This is a genomic window from Terrirhizobium terrae (assembly GCF_030323265.1).
GTDB lineage: Bacteria > Pseudomonadota > Alphaproteobacteria > Rhizobiales > Rhizobiaceae > Neorhizobium.
Genome location: NZ_CP104992.1, coordinates 2,538,237 through 2,557,946, shown reverse-complemented (window position 1 = coordinate 2,557,946; position 19,710 = coordinate 2,538,237). Strand labels below are relative to the sequence as shown.

Annotated in this window: 16 protein-coding genes and 3 pseudogenes; 15 read left to right on the top strand and 4 right to left on the bottom strand. The window is 61.3% G+C overall.

Going from position 1 to position 19,710, the window contains the following annotated elements; all coding sequences use genetic code 11:
• Positions 1–22 precede the first annotated feature (22 nt).
• Both ctaD and coxB read right to left on the bottom strand, forming a co-directional pair.
• Entirely contained in the window at positions 23–1,720 is a 1,698-nt protein-coding gene (gene ctaD, locus N7E02_RS20325) for a cytochrome c oxidase subunit I (protein WP_286579421.1), read from the bottom strand.
• Between the two features lie 14 nt (positions 1,721–1,734).
• Positions 1,735–2,661, bottom strand: a complete 927-nt coding sequence (gene coxB / locus N7E02_RS20320; RefSeq protein ID WP_286579420.1) for a cytochrome c oxidase subunit II — start codon at positions 2,659–2,661, stop codon at positions 1,735–1,737.
• Between the two features lie 382 nt (positions 2,662–3,043).
• Between coxB and N7E02_RS20315 the strand changes: the two genes are divergently transcribed.
• The 6 genes and pseudogenes from N7E02_RS20315 to N7E02_RS20290 all read left to right on the top strand — a co-directional run bounded on the left by N7E02_RS20315 (position 3,044) and on the right by N7E02_RS20290 (position 8,132).
• Positions 3,044–3,676 (top strand): invasion associated locus B family protein, encoded by a 633-nt coding sequence (locus N7E02_RS20315; protein WP_286579419.1) that lies wholly within the window; start codon positions 3,044–3,046, stop codon positions 3,674–3,676.
• Between the two features lie 124 nt (positions 3,677–3,800).
• Positions 3,801–5,216, top strand: a complete 1,416-nt coding sequence (gene tldD, locus N7E02_RS20310; protein ID WP_286579418.1) for a metalloprotease TldD — start codon at positions 3,801–3,803, stop codon at positions 5,214–5,216.
• 8 nt (positions 5,217–5,224) lie between these two features.
• Positions 5,225–5,719, top strand: a complete 495-nt coding sequence (locus N7E02_RS20305; protein ID WP_286579416.1) for a GNAT family N-acetyltransferase — start codon at positions 5,225–5,227, stop codon at positions 5,717–5,719.
• A 3-nt stretch (positions 5,720–5,722) separates the two neighbouring features.
• Positions 5,723–6,157, top strand: coding sequence for a bleomycin resistance protein (locus tag N7E02_RS20300; protein WP_286579414.1), 435 nt, complete (start codon positions 5,723–5,725; stop codon positions 6,155–6,157).
• A 116-nt stretch (positions 6,158–6,273) separates the two neighbouring features.
• The gene (locus tag N7E02_RS20295) at positions 6,274–7,008 is read left to right on the top strand and encodes a sulfite exporter TauE/SafE family protein (RefSeq protein ID WP_374730647.1); all 735 of its coding nucleotides are present in this window, start codon (positions 6,274–6,276) and stop codon (positions 7,006–7,008) included.
• Positions 7,009–7,080: 72 nt separating this feature from the next.
• Positions 7,081–8,132, top strand: a pseudogene (locus N7E02_RS20290) (polysaccharide deacetylase family protein).
• Positions 8,133–8,137: 5 nt separating this feature from the next.
• Here N7E02_RS20290 and pdxH read toward each other — a convergent pair.
• Positions 8,138–8,757 (bottom strand): annotated as a pseudogene (pdxH, locus tag N7E02_RS20285) (pyridoxamine 5'-phosphate oxidase).
• A 31-nt stretch (positions 8,758–8,788) separates the two neighbouring features.
• Between pdxH and N7E02_RS29830 the strand changes: the two are divergent.
• The 4 genes and pseudogenes from N7E02_RS29830 to N7E02_RS20260 all read left to right on the top strand — a co-directional run bounded on the left by N7E02_RS29830 (position 8,789) and on the right by N7E02_RS20260 (position 12,359).
• Positions 8,789–9,276 (top strand): annotated as a pseudogene (locus tag N7E02_RS29830) (RT0821/Lpp0805 family surface protein).
• Between the two features lie 298 nt (positions 9,277–9,574).
• Positions 9,575–10,702, top strand: coding sequence for a DnaJ C-terminal domain-containing protein (locus tag N7E02_RS20270; RefSeq protein WP_286579413.1), 1,128 nt, complete (start codon positions 9,575–9,577; stop codon positions 10,700–10,702).
• A gap of 234 nt (positions 10,703–10,936) precedes the next feature.
• Positions 10,937–11,755 carry an enoyl-ACP reductase FabI gene (fabI, locus tag N7E02_RS20265; RefSeq protein ID WP_092997714.1) on the top strand — a complete coding sequence of 273 codons (819 nt, stop codon included), beginning with the start codon at positions 10,937–10,939 and terminating at the stop codon, positions 11,753–11,755.
• A gap of 16 nt (positions 11,756–11,771) precedes the next feature.
• Positions 11,772–12,359 (top strand): histidine phosphatase family protein, encoded by a 588-nt coding sequence (locus N7E02_RS20260; RefSeq protein ID WP_286579412.1) that lies wholly within the window; start codon positions 11,772–11,774, stop codon positions 12,357–12,359.
• A gap of 59 nt (positions 12,360–12,418) precedes the next feature.
• Here the strand turns inward: N7E02_RS20260 and N7E02_RS20255 are convergent, their stop codons facing one another.
• Complete coding sequence (locus N7E02_RS20255) at positions 12,419–12,682, bottom strand: DUF1344 domain-containing protein (protein WP_286579411.1); 264 nt, start codon at positions 12,680–12,682, stop codon at positions 12,419–12,421.
• A gap of 639 nt (positions 12,683–13,321) precedes the next feature.
• On the opposite strand from N7E02_RS20255, the gene aroC reads away from it, so the two are divergent.
• From aroC to N7E02_RS20230, 5 genes are all read left to right on the top strand, one after another.
• Positions 13,322–14,419 (top strand): chorismate synthase, encoded by a 1,098-nt coding sequence (aroC, locus tag N7E02_RS20250; RefSeq protein WP_286579410.1) that lies wholly within the window; start codon positions 13,322–13,324, stop codon positions 14,417–14,419.
• Positions 14,420–14,430: 11 nt separating this feature from the next.
• Positions 14,431–15,531 (top strand): 3,4-dihydroxy-2-butanone-4-phosphate synthase, encoded by a 1,101-nt coding sequence (gene ribB, locus N7E02_RS20245; protein WP_286579407.1) that lies wholly within the window; start codon positions 14,431–14,433, stop codon positions 15,529–15,531.
• A gap of 83 nt (positions 15,532–15,614) precedes the next feature.
• Positions 15,615–15,863, top strand: a complete 249-nt coding sequence (locus N7E02_RS20240) for a BrnT family toxin (RefSeq protein WP_286579405.1) — start codon at positions 15,615–15,617, stop codon at positions 15,861–15,863.
• A 68-nt stretch (positions 15,864–15,931) separates the two neighbouring features.
• Entirely contained in the window at positions 15,932–16,177 is a 246-nt protein-coding gene (locus tag N7E02_RS20235) for a BrnA antitoxin family protein (protein ID WP_353622831.1), read from the top strand.
• A gap of 255 nt (positions 16,178–16,432) precedes the next feature.
• Entirely contained in the window at positions 16,433–19,687 is a 3,255-nt protein-coding gene (locus N7E02_RS20230) for a maltotransferase domain-containing protein (RefSeq protein WP_286579402.1), read from the top strand.
• Positions 19,688–19,710: the final 23 nt, after the last annotated feature.

Sequence of the window (19,710 nt, the reverse complement as noted above, 5' to 3'; positions counted from 1 at the left end):
CCCAGACACCCGGTTTAAAGTTCTACTTGATGCGGGGAAGCTGTTCCCACTGGTGATAGGGCGGCGGCGAAGACAGCTGCCATTCCAGCGTCGTCGCACCATCGCCCCAGGGGTTATCACCGGCAACCCGCTTCTTGGCGAAGGCCTCCCATACGCCAAAGAGGAAGATCAGTACACCCACGAATGAAATGTAGGAGCCGATCGACGAGACGTAGTTCCAGCCGGCAAAGGCATCGGGATAGTCGATGTAGCGGCGCGGCATGCCTGCAAGGCCGAGGAAGTGCTGCGGGAAGAACACCAGGTTGACGCCGATGAACATGACCCAGAAATGCAGCTTGCCGATCGCCTCGTTGTACATGTAGCCGAACATTTTCGGGAACCAGTAGTACCAGGCAGCGAAGATGGCGAAGACGGCGCCGAGCGACAAGACGTAGTGGAAATGGGCCACGACGTAATAGGTGTCGTGCAGCGAGCGGTCGAGACCGGCATTGGCGAGCTGCACGCCGGTGACACCACCGACGGTGAACAGGAAGATGAAGCCGATCGCCCAGACCATCGGCGTCGCGAAGGTGATCGAGCCACCCCACATCGTCGCGATCCAGGAGAAGATCTTGATGCCGGTCGGCACCGCGATGACCATGGTGGCGAAGACGAAGTAACGCTGCGCATCAAGCGACAGGCCGACCGTATACATATGGTGGGCCCAGACGATGAAGCCGACCGCGCCGATCGCCACCATCGCATAGGCCATGCCGAGATAACCGAAGACCGGCTTGCGCGAGAAGGTCGAGACGATGTGGCTGATGATGCCGAAGCCGGGCAGGATCAGAATGTAGACTTCCGGGTGACCGAAGAACCAGAACAGGTGCTGGTAGAGGATCGGGTCACCGCCGCCTTCCGGCGAGAAGAAAGTGGTGCCGAAATTGCGGTCGGTCAGCGCCATGGTGATGGCACCTGCGAGAACCGGCAGCGACAGAAGCAGCAGGAAGGCGGTGACCAGCACGGCCCAGGCGAAGAGCGGCATCTTGTGCAGCGTCATGCCCGGAGCGCGCATGTTCAGGATGGTGGTGATGAAGTTGATCGCACCTAATATCGACGACGCGCCGGCGACGTGCAGCGAGAAGATCGCGAGATCCACTGCAGGCCCTGGATGGCCGGAGGTAGAAAGCGGCGGATACATGGTCCAGCCGCCGCCCGCGCCATAGGCGCCTGCCGGTCCTTCGACGAACATCGACATGACGAGCAGCAGGAAGGCCGGCACGATCAGCCAGAAGGAAATGTTGTTCAGACGCGGGAAGGCCATGTCCGGCGCGCCGATCATGATCGGCACCATCCAGTTGGCAAAACCGCCGATCATTGCCGGCATGACCATGGAGAAGATCATGATCAGGGCGTGCGCGGTGGTGAACACGTTGAACATGTGCTTGCCGCCGTCGATCGCGGCATCGCCCTCGAAGCCGTAGACGATGGAGGCAAGACCGTGGAAGATCTGGATGCCGGGTTCCTGCAGTTCCATGCGCATGGCGACCGACAGAAGGCCGCCGATGATGCCTGCCATGATCGCGAAGATCAGGTAGAGCGTGCCGATATCCTTGTGGTTGGTCGAGAAGAGCCAGCGGGCGGCGAAGCCCGGCGTGTGATGATGATGCTCGCCATGGGCGTGGGCATCGTCATGGGTGGCGCGGTGAGAATGATCTTCGTGGTGGGTCGTGTCAGCCATTGTCCTCGCCTCCCTTACTTCACATCGTTTGCAGCGACATCGACGTCGCTTGCAGATTTTGTACCAGCATCGGCGAGAAGCGCCTTGTACGCTCCTGGCAGATCGTTAGCGGCGGCGGCGAGCCAGGCGGTGTATTTCTCATCGGAAACGACGCGGATGGCGATCGGCATGTAGGCGTGGTCCTTGCCGCAGAGCTCGGAACACTGTCCGTAATAAAGACCTTCGCGCTCGGCGCGGAACCAGGTCTCGTTGAGACGGCCCGGCACGGCATCGATCTTGACGCCGAAGGCCGGCATGGCGAAGGCGTGAATGACGTCGGTCGGAGCTGCCGTGACGAGCAGGCGCACGGTCTTGTTGACCGGCACGACCATTTCGTTGTCGACGGCAAGAAGGCGCGGATAGACGGCCATGTCGGTCTTGCCGGCTGCGTCGCGATCGCCTTCCTTCAGCATGTAGCTGTCAAAGGCGACCGGAGACGCATTCTCCCCTTGGCCAGAGCCCTCGTATTCGTAGTTCCACTGCCACTGGGTGGCGGTGGCCTTCACCGTCATGTCTGATTCGGGAATTTCCAGCTGAGCGTTCAAGAGGTTGAAGGACGGGATCGCCAGCAGGAACAGGATCAGTACCGGAGCGATCGTCCAGATAACCTCGATCAGACTATTATGACTGGTGCGGGACGGGACAGGGTTCTTGTCGGCGCGGAACTTGACCGCGACCACGACGAGAAGGGCAAGGACGAAGAGCGTGACGGGCACGATAAACCAGAGCGAATAATGCTCGAACCAGCGAATCTGGTGCATGATTCCGGTTGCCGGTTCCTGCAGGTCCAGCTGCCACGGATGCGGTTGATCCGCATATGCCACCGAAGTACCCGCCAGCCCCGCAAGCGAGGTGGCGAGCAGACAGATGGAGCCCATCATCACTGCACTAGCCCTGTTCATCACAAACTTTCTCCCCATGCGCGTGATCCAGATCAAATCGTACGCAAGCCTCCAAGCTATAAGGTTGGTTCAACCATAGTTTGCCTATGTCCGCAATGTCTCGCGGCAAATGCGCCTGCGGCATTTGTACGCGCAAATCCGGACATCGATCTGCGGATCCAACTCCTCCAGAATCAGGCGCCTCTCCCTCCAGAGCGACACCCGCGAAGCAAGGATAAGCCCTTCGCGCCTCAAAATTCCACCAGAATTTGAATTGTGACCGGCCCTGTGGGTTGAACAGGGTCCCATTTTCGCCGTACTCCGCTGTGAAGTCGGCGGCGAGACTTTAAAGTCGCGCCCGTCGCGACAACAATAGCTGCATTGATCTGCACCAGAGGTATCCATGGGTCGTCGTTCCTTGATCATCGCAAGCCTTTTCGCCTTGGTCTCGGCGACTGCTTCTCCCGTGTTAGCCCAGCAACAAGGTGCACGCCCGACACCCCAGACGGCGCCGCAGCCACAGCTGCAGGCTCCGGCAGAAGGTGCAGCTCCGAAGGGTCCGCAGGTTCAGGCACCCTCCGCCGCAACGCCGGGCGCGCCGCAGCCGGGCAATGTCAAGGAAAGCCATGGCGCCTGGTCGGTCATCTGTGACCGTCCGGCAGGGGCTACCGCCGAACAATGTGCGCTGATGCAGAACGTCATCGCCGAGGACAGGCCGGAAGTCGGTCTTTCGGTCGTCGTGCTCAAGACCGCAGACCGCAAAGCAAAGATCCTGCGCATCCTGGCGCCGCTCGGCGTCCTGTTGAAGGACGGCATGGAGCTCTATGTCGACAACAACAATATCGGCCGCGCCTATTTCACCCGCTGCTTCTCCGAGGGTTGCTATGTCGAGGTGGAAATCGACGACGAACTGATGCGCATCCTGCGCGCCGGCAAGAACGCCGTCTTTGCGCTGCGCGAATCCACCGACCAGGACCGCGTCGGCATTCCGGTGGAACTCAACGGCTTCGGCCCCGGCTACGACGCGCTTCCTTAAAGCGTGACCGGCCAAGGGGCGCGACAGCGCTTGCGCCTGTCCACCGACGGACCTACATCGGTTTTCTAAGTTATTTCGGCTTGGGTGCGAATGCGTTCGCGCCCATTTCGCCAAGGAGCATTCCATGAACACCGATCTCGTGAGCCTGTTCGATACCGACGAGGCGAAGCTTCGCTCGATCGTCGCCGAAGCCCTTTCTGGCGCCGATGACGGCGAACTCTTCATCGAACATGCCCAGGCGGAATCGCTCAGTTTCGACAATGGCCGCCTTAAGGGCGGTTCGTTCAACACCGACCAGGGGTTTGGCCTGCGCTCGGTAGCGGGTGAAGCGGTCGGCTATGCCCATGCGGGTGAATTGAGCGCCGCGGCCCTGTCGCGCGCATCGGAAGCGGTTCGCGCCGTCACGGCCGGCTATTCCGGCTCCTATGCGGCCGCCCCCCAGCGTACCAACAAGAAATACTATGGCGACGAGAACCCGATCGGTTCGCCGAGCTTCGAGGCAAAAGCCAAGCTCCTTGCAGAGATCGACGCCTATCTGCGCGACAAGGACCCGAAGGTGCGGCAGGTGACGGCATCGATTGCCGCCAGCTGGCAGGTGGTCGACATCCTGCGCGCCGATGGCCACCGGGTGCAGGACATCCGCCCGATGACACGGATCAACATTTCCGTCGTTGCCGGCGAAGGCGACCGGCAGGAATCGGGCACGTTCGGCACCGGCGGCCGCATCGGCTTCGGCGATTTCGTCGCCGAGGGCAATTGGCAGGTCGGTGCCGACGAGGCGCTGCGCCAGGCGCTGGTCAATCTCGACGCGATCGAGGCCCCTGCCGGCACGATGGACGTCGTGCTCGGCTCCGGCTGGCCGGGCGTGATGCTGCACGAGGCTGTCGGCCACGGGCTGGAAGGTGATTTCAACCGCAAGAAGACATCGGCCTTTGCCGGCCTGCTCGGCGAAATGGTCGCCGCCCCCGGGGTCACCGTCGTCGACGACGGCACGATCGACAACCGCCGCGGCTCGATCACCATCGACGACGAAGGCACGCCATCCGCCTATAACGTTCTGATCGAGAACGGCCGTCTGGTCGGCTATATGCAAGACCGGCAGAACGCCCGGCTGATGGGCATGAAGCCGACCGGCAACGGCCGTCGACAAGGCTACAGTTCCGTGCCGATGCCGCGCATGACCAATACCTACATGCTCGGCGGCGACAAGACACCGGAAGAGATCATCGCGTCGGTCAAGAAGGGCGTCTATGCCGTCTCCTTCGGTGGCGGGCAGGTGGATATCACTTCTGGCAAGTTCGTGTTCGGCTGCACCGAGGCCTATCTGATCGAAAACGGCAAGATCGGTCCCGCCATCAAGGGCGCCATGCTGATCGGCAACGGCCCGGATGCGATGAAGCGCGTCTCGATGGTCGGCAACGACATGAAGCTCGACACCGGCATCGGCAATTGCGGCAAGGCTGGCCAGTGGGTGCCGGTCGGCGTCGGCCAACCGCATCTCAGGATGGATCAAGTTACCGTCGGCGGCACAAAGGCGTGACGGCAGGGATGAGCGAGATCCTTATCCGCCCCTTCGAGCCCGGCGACGAGCAAGGCGTTGCCGACGTCATCCTGCCGATCCAGCGGGAGGAATTCGGCATTGCCATCACCGCGGCCGACCAGCCGGATCTCGCCGACATTCCCGGCTTCTACCAGACGGGCAAAGGCCAGTTCTGGGTCGCGGTGAAGGATGGCCGGATCGTCGGCACGATCTCGCTCAAGGATATCGGCAATAACGAGGCAGCACTGCGCAAGATGTTCGTTGCCGCCGATGTGCGCGGAAAGGAATTCGGCGTGGCGGCGCGGTTGCTGGAGGCGCTGATCGCTCACGCCTCGGCGAGTGGGCTGAAAGCGATCTTGCTCGGTACGACCGATAAGTTTCTCGCCGCCCACCGATTCTACGAGAAGAACGGGTTTGCCGAAGTGACGCCGGCGGAATTGCCGGCAAGCTTCCCGCGCATGTCGGTCGACAGCAAGTTCTATCGTCTGGTATTGGCGGCTTGAGCCATGGAAAACGCCCTCGTTCCGGAACTCTCCGCGACCGACTGGCGAAAGAGCCGCGATTTCTACTGTGACCTGATCGGCTTTTCGGTCGTCTATGATCGCCCCGAGGAAGGCTTCGTTTATCTGGCCCTCGGCCAGGCTCAGATCATGCTGGACCAGATCGGCATCGGTCGCGATTTCCATCAGATCGATGCCGCACCCGCCTATCCCTTCGGGCGGGGCCTGAACCTGCAGATACTGGTTCCGGCTCTCGCTCCCATTCTTGAGCGCTTGGACGAAGCAAAGATCCCACTCCATCTACCTTTGGAAGAGAAGTGGTACCGCCGAGGCGACATCGAGGTCGGCAACAGGCAGTTCATCGTGGCCGATCCCGACGGATATCTGCTGAGGCTGTTCGAGGATTTGGGCGAGCGGTCAATCGCAAGCGGCACCGCTTGACATCCCCCGCAAAACCTCGGCACTTGCGGCGCATCTTCCCTCATCCGCCGTCCTGCAGTCATGACCTCCCCGATCCTGTTTCCGCGTTTCTCGCCACCTGGCTTCCGGGGCATTCCGTGGGCGAACTGGCCTTCGTGGCATTCGCGGCGATGATTGCCGGGTTGGCGCGCGGGTTTTCCGGGTTCGGTGGGGCGCTGATCTTCGTGCCGCTGGCGGGATCGGCGACGAGCCCGCAATTGGCTTCGGCGCTGCTGCTCGTCATCGACGGGATCATGACGCTCGGCATGGTGCCGGAAGGATGGCGCAAGGCGAACCGGCGCGACGTCTTCACCATGCTGGCCGGTGCCACGGTCGGCGTGCCGGCAGGCGCTGCGGCGCTTTCGCTGCTGCCCTCGGTCACACTACGCTGGATCATCTCCGTCGTTGTGCTTTGCCTGCTCATCTTCCTCATGTCCGGCTGGCGTTATCACGGCCGTCCGAAGACCTGGCTGACGGTGGGGGTCGGCGCTATCGCCGGTCTGTTCGGTGGTGCGGCGCAGATGTCCGGGCCGCCGATCGTCGCCTACTGGCTTGGAGGGGCGATCGAGCGCAAGGTCGTGCGCGCCAATCTGATCCTCTATTTCGCGCTGGCAACGGTGCTGTCCGCGACGTCCTACGTCATCGGCGGATTGTTGCCGCTCGAAGTCTTCCTCGTCGCGCTGATCGCCGGACCGGGCTACGGCATCGGTCTGTCGATCGGCTCGCGCATGTTCGGCATTGCCAGCGAAGAGACGTTTCGGCGCATCTGTTTCACGCTGATTGCCGCCGCCGCGATCATCGGCCTGCCGCTGCTTGATGGCATCAGGCCGTAAGAGCCGGGTTCAGCAAGACTTAACGGGTCCCGGTCTAGCCTTTCCGGACGGGGAAACGGTTATCTGACGATGATGAAAGACAAAGCGAAGGCAATCTGGCGCCGCAATCTGAAGCGCTGGCTGATCGGCGTGGGGCTTGAGGGCTCGGCGCTTGCAACCCAGGCCGGGCTTGCAAAAGATGCCCGCGGCCTGGGCGCGATCTTCACGCTGCACCATGTGCGCCCGGAAATCGAGCCGATCATCGGCCCGAACCGGCATCTCGAGATCACGCCGGAATTTCTCGACGCCACCATCATCGAATTGAAGGCGCTGGGATATGAGTTCATTCCGCTTGCCGACGTGCCGGCGAGACTGGCCGCGCCGTCCGGGAGACCTTTACTGCCTTCACGCTTGACGACGGCTATCGGAACAATGCCGATCATGCCCTGCCCGTCTTCGCAAGGCATAATGTGCCGTTCACCGTCTTCGTCGCACCGGGTTTGGCCGAGCATGCCCAGCCGCTCTGGTGGGAAATCATGGGCAGGCTGCTGCGGCAGCAAAAAGAGGTCAGCTTCGATTTCGGCCAGGGTGAGGAAAAGCTGAACCTGAAGACCACCGTGCAGAAGCTCGACACATTCTTCCGCTTCGCCAGCTATGTCTGGAGCCGCGACGAGCGGGAGACGGTCGGCACGCTCTGCCTTCTGGCGGAACGTTACGGCATCGATCCGCTCGGCATGACCCGCGAGTTGGTGATGGGACCCGAAGAGCTTCGGCAGTTCGCAGCCCATCCGCTCGTTTCGCTCGGCGCCCATACCGTAACGCACCGCAAGCTCGCCCGTCTGAGCGCCGACGAGGCTGCCGGCGAAATGGGCCGCTCCGCCGAATGGCTGGAACGGCTTACCGGCAGGCGGCCGACAATGGTCGCCTATCCCTATGGCAGCAAGGAAGCTGTCGGGCCGCGGGAATTTGCCGCGGCCCGCGATCTCGGCTTTGCGATCGGGGTCACGACGCAGCCCGGCACGCTGAGAACGAGCGACCTCTCGCGGCCAACCGCCCTGCCCCGCATCTCGCTTAACGGCTATTACCAGAAGCGGCGCTATGTCTCGGCGCTCGCCTCCGGCATTCCCTTCTCGCTGAAACGCTGAGAAGGTTACGGATACATCCGCACCTTTTCCCAGGCGCCTGCCGCGTCCTTGCGGCGGAACTCGATGCGGTCATGCAGGCGGAACTGGCGATCGTGCCAGAACTCGATCGACACCGGCTTGATTCGGAAACCCGACCAATGGGCCGGCCGGGGATTTCGCCGATCGCGTAACGGGCCGTGTATTCCGCCACCGATTTTTCCAGCGCAAAGCGGCTTTCCAGCGGGCGCGACTGTTTCGACGCCCAGGCACCGATGCGGCTGCCGCGCGGGCGTGAAGCGTAATAAGCGTCGGCTTCCGCATCACTGACCACCTCAACCTCGCCGCGCAGACGAACCTGACGGCGTAGCGACTTCCAGTGGAAAACCATGGCGGCTTTCATCTGGCCGAGGATTTCCTGGCCTTTCTGGCTTTCGAAATTCGTGTAGAACACGAAGCCGTGTTCGTCGAAGCCCTTGAGCAGAACCATCCGGACGTTCGGCAGGCCATGCTCGTCGACCGTCGCCAGCGCAACAGCGTTGGGATCGTTGGGTTCGGAGGCCTCGGCATCCTTCAACCACTGGCCGAACAGTTCGAACGGCTGCGATTCTTCCGTGAAGTCACGTGTTGTTAACTCACTCGAAGACATATTGACTTAAATACTCCCAATCTGATCGAACATGCCCGAGACCGTTCGCCGGACAGGACACAAGGTGACAGTGATAGCAAAGTGGATTGACCTGACAAAGAGGTGGCGTGCGGAAACAAGAACCGCGCTCTGCATCACCTGCCTGGCAATGCCGCTTGCTGGCTGCACGAGCATGGACATTTTCGGTGGTTCCGAAAAGGTCGATCGCTCGATCGCGACTGGCACCGTACCAGCGCACAATCAGTCGGAGACCAGCCTTTCCGACGAGACCACCGTTCGCAACGCCGTAAGCTCTGCAGATCTTGCCAAGATGGGTGCAAGCTCGCTTCCTGGGCCAATACTGCGACCGGCAGCGCCGGCGTCGTCGAGGCTATCCGCGAGGACCACGACCAGGGCCGCACCTGCCGCGCTTTCCGCACCACCCGCCACTCCTATGAAGGCATCGCCGTCTTTGCTGGCCAGACCTGCATGACCGGCAGCGGCGACTGGATGCTGACCGCCTTCGACAAGCAGGGCTGAGCCTCCCATAGACGTTTCAATCGGGCACTCGATGCCCGCTTTCGGCTGCCCGCCACACTGCCGCCACCAGCGTTAACCTGCGATCACGGCCGTTTAATCCATTCTTTGCCATGTCGCAGGGCTCTCCCGGCTGTGTAACCACTGATTCAGGACTGCGCCCATACGTTGCTTTCCATGTAAAAACGGAGAGTTGCGCAGCCGCATGACGGGCCTGCCGCGCTCCGAAAAGTTGTTTTGGAGGAAGGGCGGGTCAGGGATTTCCCGAGCCCCCAGTGTCAGCGTAACCGGTGGTCTCACAATGCGTGATCCCTATTCCATTCTCGGCGTCAAGCGCAGCGCGGGCGCGGACGAAATCAAGGCGGCGTGGCGCTCGAAGGCAAAGAGCATCCATCCCGACCACAATCGCGACGACCCCGGCGCAACCGACCGCTTCACCGAGGTCGGCCAGGCCTATGATTTGTTGAAGGATCCCGAGCGCCGTCAGCGCTATGACAAGGCCGCCGAGATGCACCAGACGATCGCGCAGCAGCGTGAGGCTGCCGAACGGGCCAAGGCCGCACGCGCCAATGCCGAAAAGGTTATGGAGGAGCTGGCCAAGGCTCAGGCAGCACGGGCCCAGGCCAATGCCCAGGCAGGCGCGCAAGCCGGCAAGGCCAGGCAGCAGCAGGCAAGCGAGAAGGGCGGCGAAAAGGCGGGGGAGAGCCCCGAGGAAACCATCGAGCGGATTTTCGGCGGAAGTCCCGAAGCCCGCGAACGGGCCAAGGAACATGCGGAGTCGACGGCAGAGCAGAAGCGCGCTGACGAGCCTCTGGGCAAAGACGACGAGCATGCCGACCAGCGGCAGCCACTCCCGTTGATGGCGGTCGAACTGATCAGCAGCCTCGTCAACCGCTTCCGCGGCACGGCGCCGCTACCGGAAAAGGCGCCGGATCTTTCCGTCGATGCCAAGGTAACGATCGCGGACCTTCTGGCGCAGAAGCCGGTCGGCCTCAACCTTGCCGACGAACGCGAAGTGCGCGTGCCGATCGAACCCGGCGCGACCGACGGACAGGTCGTGCGACTGAAAGGCCAGGGGCTTAAGGTGCCGGGCATGAAGCAGGGCGACCTGCTGGTCTCACTTAGGCTCGCGCGCGGCGAGAAATTCCAGGTGCAGGGCTACGACCTGCACACGATGCTGCCGATCTCGCTGCAGGATGCGGTGCTCGGCGGAGAGGCACGTGTCGAGACACCGGAAGGCTCCCGCACCATCACGATCCCGAGCTGGTCGGGTTCGGATCAGACGATCAAGCTCGACGGGCTCGGTCTGTTCGACGACGCCGGCGGCCGAGGCAAACTTGTTGTCGAATTGCGCGTCGTCCTGTGGGAAAAGCCGGACGCCAAGGTGACCGACCTGATGCGGCACATGCGCGACGGGCTGTTTCTCTGATCGGTCAAAGAGCTTCCAGCAATCGAAAACTTCCGGATTTTCACGCCAGAGGCTTTCGGATGTAGCCGTTATCCACAGAGATGAAGCCTGTTTGACCGATTCCACTGCCGCGCACCCATTGTTACATTTCCTAACAGGAGATGATCTGCAGCCAGCTTGAACGCCGGTTCGGCCTATGCCATAGGCAGCATTCAAGTTTTGGCGGTTTCCCGCCCGTTCATTCAGGGGACAAGTATGGTTCAGGCATCCGGCCTCATGGCAGGCAAGCGCGGGCTCATCATGGGCGTCGCGAACAATCGCTCCATCGCATGGGGCATTGCCAAGGCCATCGTCGAACACGGCGGAGAAGTGGCATTCACCTATCAGGGCGATGCGCTGAAGAAGCGCGTCGAGCCGCTCGCAGCCGAACTCGGCGCGTTCATGGCCGGCCACTGTGACGTCGGCGATGAAGCCACGATCGACGAAGTCTTCGGCAATATCGAGAAGCACTGGGGCAAGATCGACTTCATCGTCCACGCCATCGGCTTTTCCGACAAGGACGAGCTGACCGGCCGTTATGTCGACACCTCTGCCGACAATTTTGCCAAGACGATGCAGATTTCGGTTTACTCCTTCACTTCGGTTGCCCGTCGCGCCGAGAAGCTGATGACCGATGGCGGCTCCATGCTGACGCTGACCTATTACGGTGCAGAGAAGGTCATGCCGAACTACAACGTCATGGGCGTTGCCAAGGCCGCACTCGAAGCCAGCGTCAAGTATCTGGCCGTCGACCTCGGCCCGAAGAACATCCGCGTCAACGCCATCTCGGCCGGCCCGATCAAGACGCTTGCAGCCTCGGGCATCGGCGACTTCCGCTACATCCTCAAGTGGAACGAGTATAACGCACCGCTGCGCCGTACCGTCACGATCGAGGAAGTGGGCGATGTCGGCCTCTATCTCCTGTCGGACCTGTCGCGTTCGGTCACCGGCGAAACCCATCATGCGGACAGCGGCTACCACGTCGTCGGCATGAAGGCCGTCGACGCGCCGGACATCTCGGTCATCAAGGACTGATCCTGGAAAGGTTGCCGTGCTCATCTATGTGATCCGCCACGGCCAGACGGACTGGAATGCCGAAGGCCGGCTTCAGGGCCAGAAGGACATCCCTATCAATGCGCTCGGCCGGGCGCAGGCGACGCAGAACGGCGAAGCCCTTGCCGAGATCATCGGGACTGCCGACGGATATGATTTCGTCGCCAGCCCGCTCGGTCGCACCCGCGAAACGATGGAGCGGATCCGGACCGCGATGGGGCTCGAGCCTGAGGCCTATCGGCTCGACGATCGGCTGAAGGAACTCTCCTTCGGCGACTGGGAAGGTTTTACCACCGCAGAGATCAAGGCTGTCGACCGCGAGCGCATTCGCGAAAGGTCCCGGCAAAAATGGGGTTTCATCCCGCCGGGCGAGGACGCGGAAAGCTACGAGATCCTCTCCTGGCGCGTCGGGGCATGGCTCTCATCGGTCAACCAGCCCACCGTCTGCGTCAGCCATGGCGGCGTCGTGCGCTCGCTCTTCCGCATTGTCGGCAAGGTGGATGAGGACGAGGCGGCGAACATGCCGATCTACCAGGATCGGCTCGTCAGGATAGACACAGAGACGAACGAAATCGGCTGGATCTAGGATTTTGCCTTATCGCCTTGCGGCGTCGCGAAATCGTAGAGCGCTTCTAGGAAGCGTTTTCAGGCCTGAACGATCTCGAGGTCGTCCACCATCCGGTTGTCATCGACCATGGTGTAGAAGATCAGCACCTTCACGCCGGCTTCCAACCCCTCGAAATTGAATTCCTCGGGAACCTTGTAGGTTTTGCCGTCATCCAGTGTCAGGCTCAGTGCCTTGACGTCGACGGCCTTGATCGTCGCCTCGATATCCGCACTCTGCGCCCAGGAATTGAGCGGAGAAAAGATGCTGGCAGTGGCCAGCAGGGTGGCAATGAGGATACGCATTGTTAGAGGCCTTTGACGAGGTCCGGTGATGTTTCGTTTCGATGCAAAATTAGCCTGCCGATTGTGGCGGAATTTGCTCGCGATCATGGCAATTTACGTGAAATTTTATACGCTTATATTGACAAACTTTACCTTTTATCTCTGCAGAATCGGTCCCATCAGGGCCATTTATGTTGTTTCTAAGAAAAAATACAAAACCTGAATGAACATGTTGCGATTATGTATTTCCGACACCACCTTGCCAGCACAGAAAAACAGTATAACCCATGTCACAACGGTTAACACGACCATCAACCGCAGAATATCCTGCGGCCCTTTTGGAAATGCACTTTACAAGGGGTAAATTCGCGCATCCGGACCGCACATCAGCACAACTTCATCGCAAGAAGGCGCTGGAAATATGACCGGTGGTTGCCCGTGTTACAGTATGTGTGTCTCACGGATCAAATCGTCTTTTATCGAGAACCGTGCACAGGCTGCCGAGTTGAAGGTTTTGCCCACCGCGCCGATATCGGCGAGCGGCCCGGATGACAGACCGTCAACGGCGCGTGGCACAAAAGGCTTTCCCCTCGGCGAGATTTTCTAATAAGACAAAGCCGCTTTACGGCGGGAACGGATCCCGCCCTTTGGCGGGGTAACATGTCGCATAATACATTCGGTCATCTTTTCCGCGTCACGACCTGGGGTGAAAGCCACGGTCCCGCATTGGGCTGCGTCGTCGACGGCTGCCCTCCGGGGCTTCGCTTCACGCTTGCCGAAATCCAGGCATGGATGGACAAGCGCAAGCCCGGCCAGTCGCGTTTCGTCACACAGCGCCGCGAAGACGATATCGTCAAGGTTCTCTCCGGCGTGATGTTCGATGAGGACGGCGAGACGATGATCTCGACCGGCACGCCGATTTCCATGCTGATCGAGAATACCGACCAGCGGTCCAAAGATTACGGCGAGATCGCCCGCCGCTACCGCCCCGGCCATGCCGATTACGCCTACGACGTCAAATACGGCATTCGCGACTATCGTGGTGGGGGACGTTCTTCCGCACGCGAGACGGCGGCGCGCGTTGCCGCCGGGGCGCTGGCCCGCAAGGTCGTGCCGGGTGTTATAGTGCGCGGCGCGCTTGTCCAGATCGGCAAGCACAAGATCAACCGCGCCAACTGGGATTGGGCGCAGGTCGACCAGAACCCGTTCTTCTGCCCCGACCCGCAGATGGTACCGGTCTGGGAAGAGTATCTTGACGGCATCCGCAAGGCGGGCTCGTCGATCGGCGCTGTCGTCGAGGTCATCGCCGAAGGCGTACCGGCTGGCCTCGGCGCCCCGGTCTATGGCAAGCTCGACCAGGACATCGCCTCGCTTCTGATGTCGATCAATGCCGTAAAGGGCGTCGAGATCGGCGAAGGCTTTGCATCGGCGGAACTGACCGGCGAGGAAAATGCCGACGAAATGCGGATGGGCAATGACGGCCAGCCGATCTTCCTGTCCAATCATGCGGGCGGGATCCTCGGCGGTATCTCGACCGGCCAGCCGCTTGTCGCGCGCTTCGCCATCAAGCCGACCTCTTCCATTCTCACCGAACGCCAGTCGATCGATGCCGACGGCAACAATGTGGACGTTCGCACCAAGGGCCGTCACGACCCCTGCGTCGGTATCCGCGCCGTGCCGATCGGCGAAGCCATGGTCGCCTGTGCCATCGCCGACCACTATCTGCGAGACCGCGGTCAAACGGGCAAAACACGCTAAGGATGTTCAGCATGGCATATGATCAGAAACGCGTCGTCGACGCCATCAGAGCCTTCGAAGCCGGCGAGATCGTCGTCGTTACCGATGATGACGACCGCGAGAACGAAGGCGACCTGATCGTCGCCGCCGTCCATTGCACGCCGGAAAAGATGGCCTTCATCGTGCGTCACACATCCGGCATCGTCTGCGCGCCCATGCCGCGCGAGGAAGCTAAGCGCCTGAACCTCAACGCCATGGTGGCGGAGAATGACAGCGCGCACACGACGGCATTTACCGTCAGCGTCGACTTCAAGCACGGCACGACGACCGGCATTTCAGCCGACGACCGCAACCTGACCGTTCGCAACCTCGCCAATCCGAATGTCGGTGCGGCGGATTTCGTCCGACCCGGCCACATCTTCCCGCTGATCTCCCGCGAAGGCGGCGTATTGATGCGCTCCGGCCATACGGAAGCGGCGACCGACCTTTGCAAACTCGCCAACCTGCCGCTGATCGGCGTCATCTCCGAACTCGTGAACGACGACGGGACGGTGATGCGCGGCCAGCAGGTCGCCGATTTTGCCGTCAAGCACCAGTTGAAGCAGCTGTCCGTGGCCGACCTGATCGCCTATCGGCAGCGCAAGGAAACGCTGATCGAACTGAAGTCCTCGTTCGACGTCACGACCCCGGTCGGCCCGGCCAAGGCGCATGCCTATTCGCTGCCCTGGGATCCGATGCAGCACGTCGCCGTCATATTCGGCGACATCCGCGACGGCGTCGACATTCCGGTCCGCCTGCACCTGGAAAACGTCGCGCAGGACGTGTTCGGCACGAGCCGATCGATCGAGCGCTACATGGACATTATCGAGAAGGAAGGCCGCGGCGTCATCATCTATCTGCGCGAAGGCTCGGTCGGCGTCGGTCAGACCGATACCGGCCGCAAGGTGCGCGCCGGGCAGGAAAGCCACGCCGAAGCGCAGGCTCGTGAAAGCGAATGGCTGGAAATCGGTCTCGGTGCGCAGATCCTGAAAGATCTCGGCGTCTCCTCGATCAAGCTTCTCACCCGCAGCGAACGCCACTATGTCGGCCTCGAAGGTTTCGGCATCAAGATCGCCGAGACGGTGATCTGCTGATCCCCACAATCCCGGGATTGTAACGCCTATCGTTTCGTTGAATCGTCGCTCGTTGTCGGGCGGCGATTTTTCGTGTACGAATAATGCATATCATCTGGGATGAACGGAAGCGACAGGCCAATATCGAGAAGCATGGCCTCGACTTCGAGGACCTGTCATTCGACTTCTTCCTGTCTGCGGTAACCGTCCCGGCGCGACATGGTCGCCACAAAGCAATTGGCAGACTTCACGATGGTACGATTGCAGCGATATTTGTGACACTCGGCTCGGAAGCGCTTTCAGTCATTTCCATGCGCCCTGCCCGTAAGGATGAAAGGAAACTGGTCGAATGAACATCAAAGCTCAAAGACAGACTGAATTTAAGCCTGGCCGCGGCTACACCAAAGAGGACTGGGATGAGGTGTCCGATAACCCTCCGTGGACCGAGGAAGAGCTGAAGAACGCTCGCCCCTTCCGCGAAGTCTTTCCGGAGATCGCCGAGAAGATGGAAAAAGCCATTGCTGCCCGCGGTCGGCCCAAGGTCGAGGCACCGAAGGTCGCCGTGACGTTGAGGCTTGATCCCGACGTTCTCGAGACGTTCAAGGCATCCGGCAAGAACTGGCGAGCGAAGATGGCGGAAGAATTGCGCAAGGCCGCCGGGCTGTAAGCCCGGTTGCCAAGCCAGCCGACCACCGGCGGGCACGACGCGCGTCCATGCAAAAAACTATCATCGCCGGCGAATACGACCGGCCAACCAGCAACTCCAAATTGCAGTTCAACTTCAGCGGGTTCCGCGAGATGGCCACGTCTCTCCCCGCAGTACCCATGCGTTCCCTCTAATTTTATCGGAACCGCCTCGCCGGGCTTGCCGTTAGGCCGGGAAATTCCTGTCCCCGCAATCTACCCACGGCAAGGACATCCGATGAACACGCGCCCGCAGTTTAACGCTTCCACGTCGCTCACCGATCTCCCGCCGCAGATCTACTATGTGCATCCGCTCGCGCTTTCGGGCAGGCAAGCTTGGGAAGAAGTCTTCGCCCACGCGCAGGATCTCGGTTTCGACACGATCCTGTCCGGGCCACTCTTCGAACGCGGCGCAGGCGCCAGCATTTTTACGACGCGCAATTTCGATCGCCTGGATCCGGCACTCGGTCTCGGCGACGATCCGATAAAGGCGATTGCGGCTTTGGTCGAAATGGCCCGCGCCCATGACCTTAAATTCATGCTCGATCTCGTCATCGATCAGGTCGCGGTCGACCGCGAGCATGCTCCGCCGGTAGCGGCCGATCCACGCTTGAAGCCGCAGCTGAACGGCGCGCGCAAGATCGACTTCATGGCTGAAGCACGGCATATCGAGGGCTGGCGGCAGCGGCTGGCGGCGCTGGCAGGTGCTGGTGTCGCCGGCTTCCGCTGTATCGGCATCGGACGTGTCGCCCCTGAAGCGTGGCATGACCTGATCACCTTCACGCGCCGGACGAAGCCGGACACGATCTTTGTCGCCTGGACGCCGGGCAGCGCATTCGTCGACCGCAAGGCACTCAAGGGCACCGGTATCGACGGCAGCTTCTCCTCGCTCGCCTGGTGGGACATGGAAGAACGCTGGATCATGGACGAGTACCAAATCCAGCGGGATCTCGGCTATCAGATCGCCTTCCCCGAAGCGCCGTTTGGCAAGCGCATCGCCCACGGAACAGACGGTTGCGAGGTGCTGAAGCGCAAGGCGGTGCGCGCGCTGAAACTGGCTTCCACCTTCACCAGCGGGCTGATGATCCCGATGGGGTTCGAATATGGCGTGTCGCTGCCGCTCGACCCGCTCAATGGTGACGGAGCCGGTTTGCGGGACCTGAGGGACCAGGGTTCTTACGACCTATCGGCCGATATCCGCGAGATCAACGGCGCGACGAACAAAACCGCCGCCGGGTTTGCTCGCCGACCTCTGAAACTCGTCTCCGCCAGCCAAGGTCCAGTCGTCGGCCTTTTTCAAACCGACCAGGAAGACAGCCGGGCATCGGAAAAGATGCGCGTCGTGCTTCTCAACCGCGACCTCAGGAAGGTCGCGCCGGCTCCCTTCAACGTGCTGCGCGAGGCCGCCTCACCCTTCCTGCCGCTGCTGGCGCCGGAAGACGAAACGGAAGTGTTCGATGCCAAGCTGAAACTCAAGCCCGGCGAGATCCGCATCTTCGAGGGATATGTTTCCGAACCGATCGTCGATGCAGTGCCTGTGCCGAGCGCCAGCGAGGCTGCGGCGACACCGCGGCTGGCGATCGAGAAGATCACGCCAGCCGTCGACGGGGGTCGCTTCGTCGTCAAGCGCGTGGTTGGCGAGGTGCTGAAGGTCGAGGCCGATATCTTTGGTGACGGACATGATCCGCTTGCCGCAGCCCTGCTCTACCGCTGTGCCGATGACGCGGACTGGCAGGAAGTGCCGATGCAGCTCGTCCTGAATGACCGCTGGCAGGCCGAGTTTCCGCTGAAGCGCATGGGCCGGCACGAATTTGTGGTCGAGGGTTGGAAGAACCCGTTCCAGATTTTTCGCTACGAATTCACCAAGAAGCACGAGGCGGGTCTCGATCTGAGGCTTGAAATTCAGGAAGGCATCAATCTCGTGCTCGACGCGCTCGATCACGCCTCGGGCGAGCTCAAATTGAAGCTGCAGAAGCTATTCGACCGGCTGACTGCCGAGCAGGACAAGCAGCGTATCGAGACACTGCTGCTGGCCGAGACCAATGCGCTGATGGTCAAGGCCGACCGTCGGCCGCATCGGGTCCGTTCGCAGGTCATTCCCGTAGATGCCGAGCGTACGGCGGCAAGCTTCGCCAGCTGGTACCAGATCTTTCCACGGTCCCAGAGCGGCGACCCGAACCGGCACGGCACGTTCGACGACGTGATCGGCCGCCTGCCCGCGATCCGCGAGATGGGCTTCGATGTTCTCTATTTCCCGCCCATCCACCCGATTGGCAAAACCAACCGTAAGGGCAAGAACAACACGCTGACGCCAGGTCCGAACGATCCCGGCAGCCCCTATGCGATCGGCTCGCCGGATGGCGGGCATGACGAGATCCATCCCGAACTCGGGACGTTCGCGGATTTCCGCAGGCTAGTGGATGCAGCGGAGGAGCATGGGCTGGAGATCGCGCTCGATCTCGCCATCCAGGCGTCACCCGATCATCCGTGGCTGAAATCCCATCCCGGCTGGTTCGACTGGCGGCCGGACGGCACCATCCGTTATGCGGAAAACCCGCCGAAGAAATACGAGGACATCGTCAACGTCGATTTCTACGCCTGCGAGGCCGTGCCATCGCTGTGGACCGAGCTGCGCGACGTCGTGCAGAAATGGGTCGACAACGGCGTCAAGCTGTTCCGCGTCGACAATCCGCACACGAAGCCGTTTCCTTTCTGGGAATGGCTGATTGCAGATATCCGCGCACGCCATCCGGACGTGGTCTTCCTGTCGGAAGCCTTCACCAAGCCGAAGGTCATGTATCGGCTGGCCAAGGTCGGCTTCTCGCAGTCCTATACCTATTTCACCTGGCGCAATGCCAAGTGGGAACTCGAGCAATATATGCGCGAGATCACCACCGAAGAGCCGAAGGAGTTCTTCCGGCCGCATTTCTTCGTCAACACCCACGATATCAACCCGGATTTCCTGCAGAATGCGCCGCGCCCGGCCTATCTCATCCGCGCCGCGCTTGCGGCCACGCTCTCGGGTCTCTGGGGCGTCTATAACGGGTTCGAGCTTTGCGAGGGCCGGCCGGACGTCAAGCGCAAGGAATATGCGGATTCGGAGAAATACGAGATCCGCGCCTGGGACTACGACCGGCCCGGCAATATCAAGGGCGAGATCGCGTTACTTAACCGCATCCGCCGCGAGAACCCGGCGCTGCATTCCCATCTCGGCCTGCAGCTTCTGACCGCCTGGAACGAGAACATCATGTTCTTCGAGAAGGCGAGCGCGGGGCGCGAGAACGTGCTTCTGATCGCCGTCAATCTCGATCCCCACAACGCACAGGAAGCGGATGTCGAAATTCCGCTCTGGTCGTGGAACCTTCCCGACCACGGCGCACTTGACCTCGAAGACCTGATTGCAGGCAACCGGTTCACCTGGACAGGAAAGATCCAGCGCCTGCGGCTCGATCCGCAGGCAGGACTGCCGTTTGCGATCTGGCGCGTACGATAAAGGGAGGAATGCGCCGTGGACTT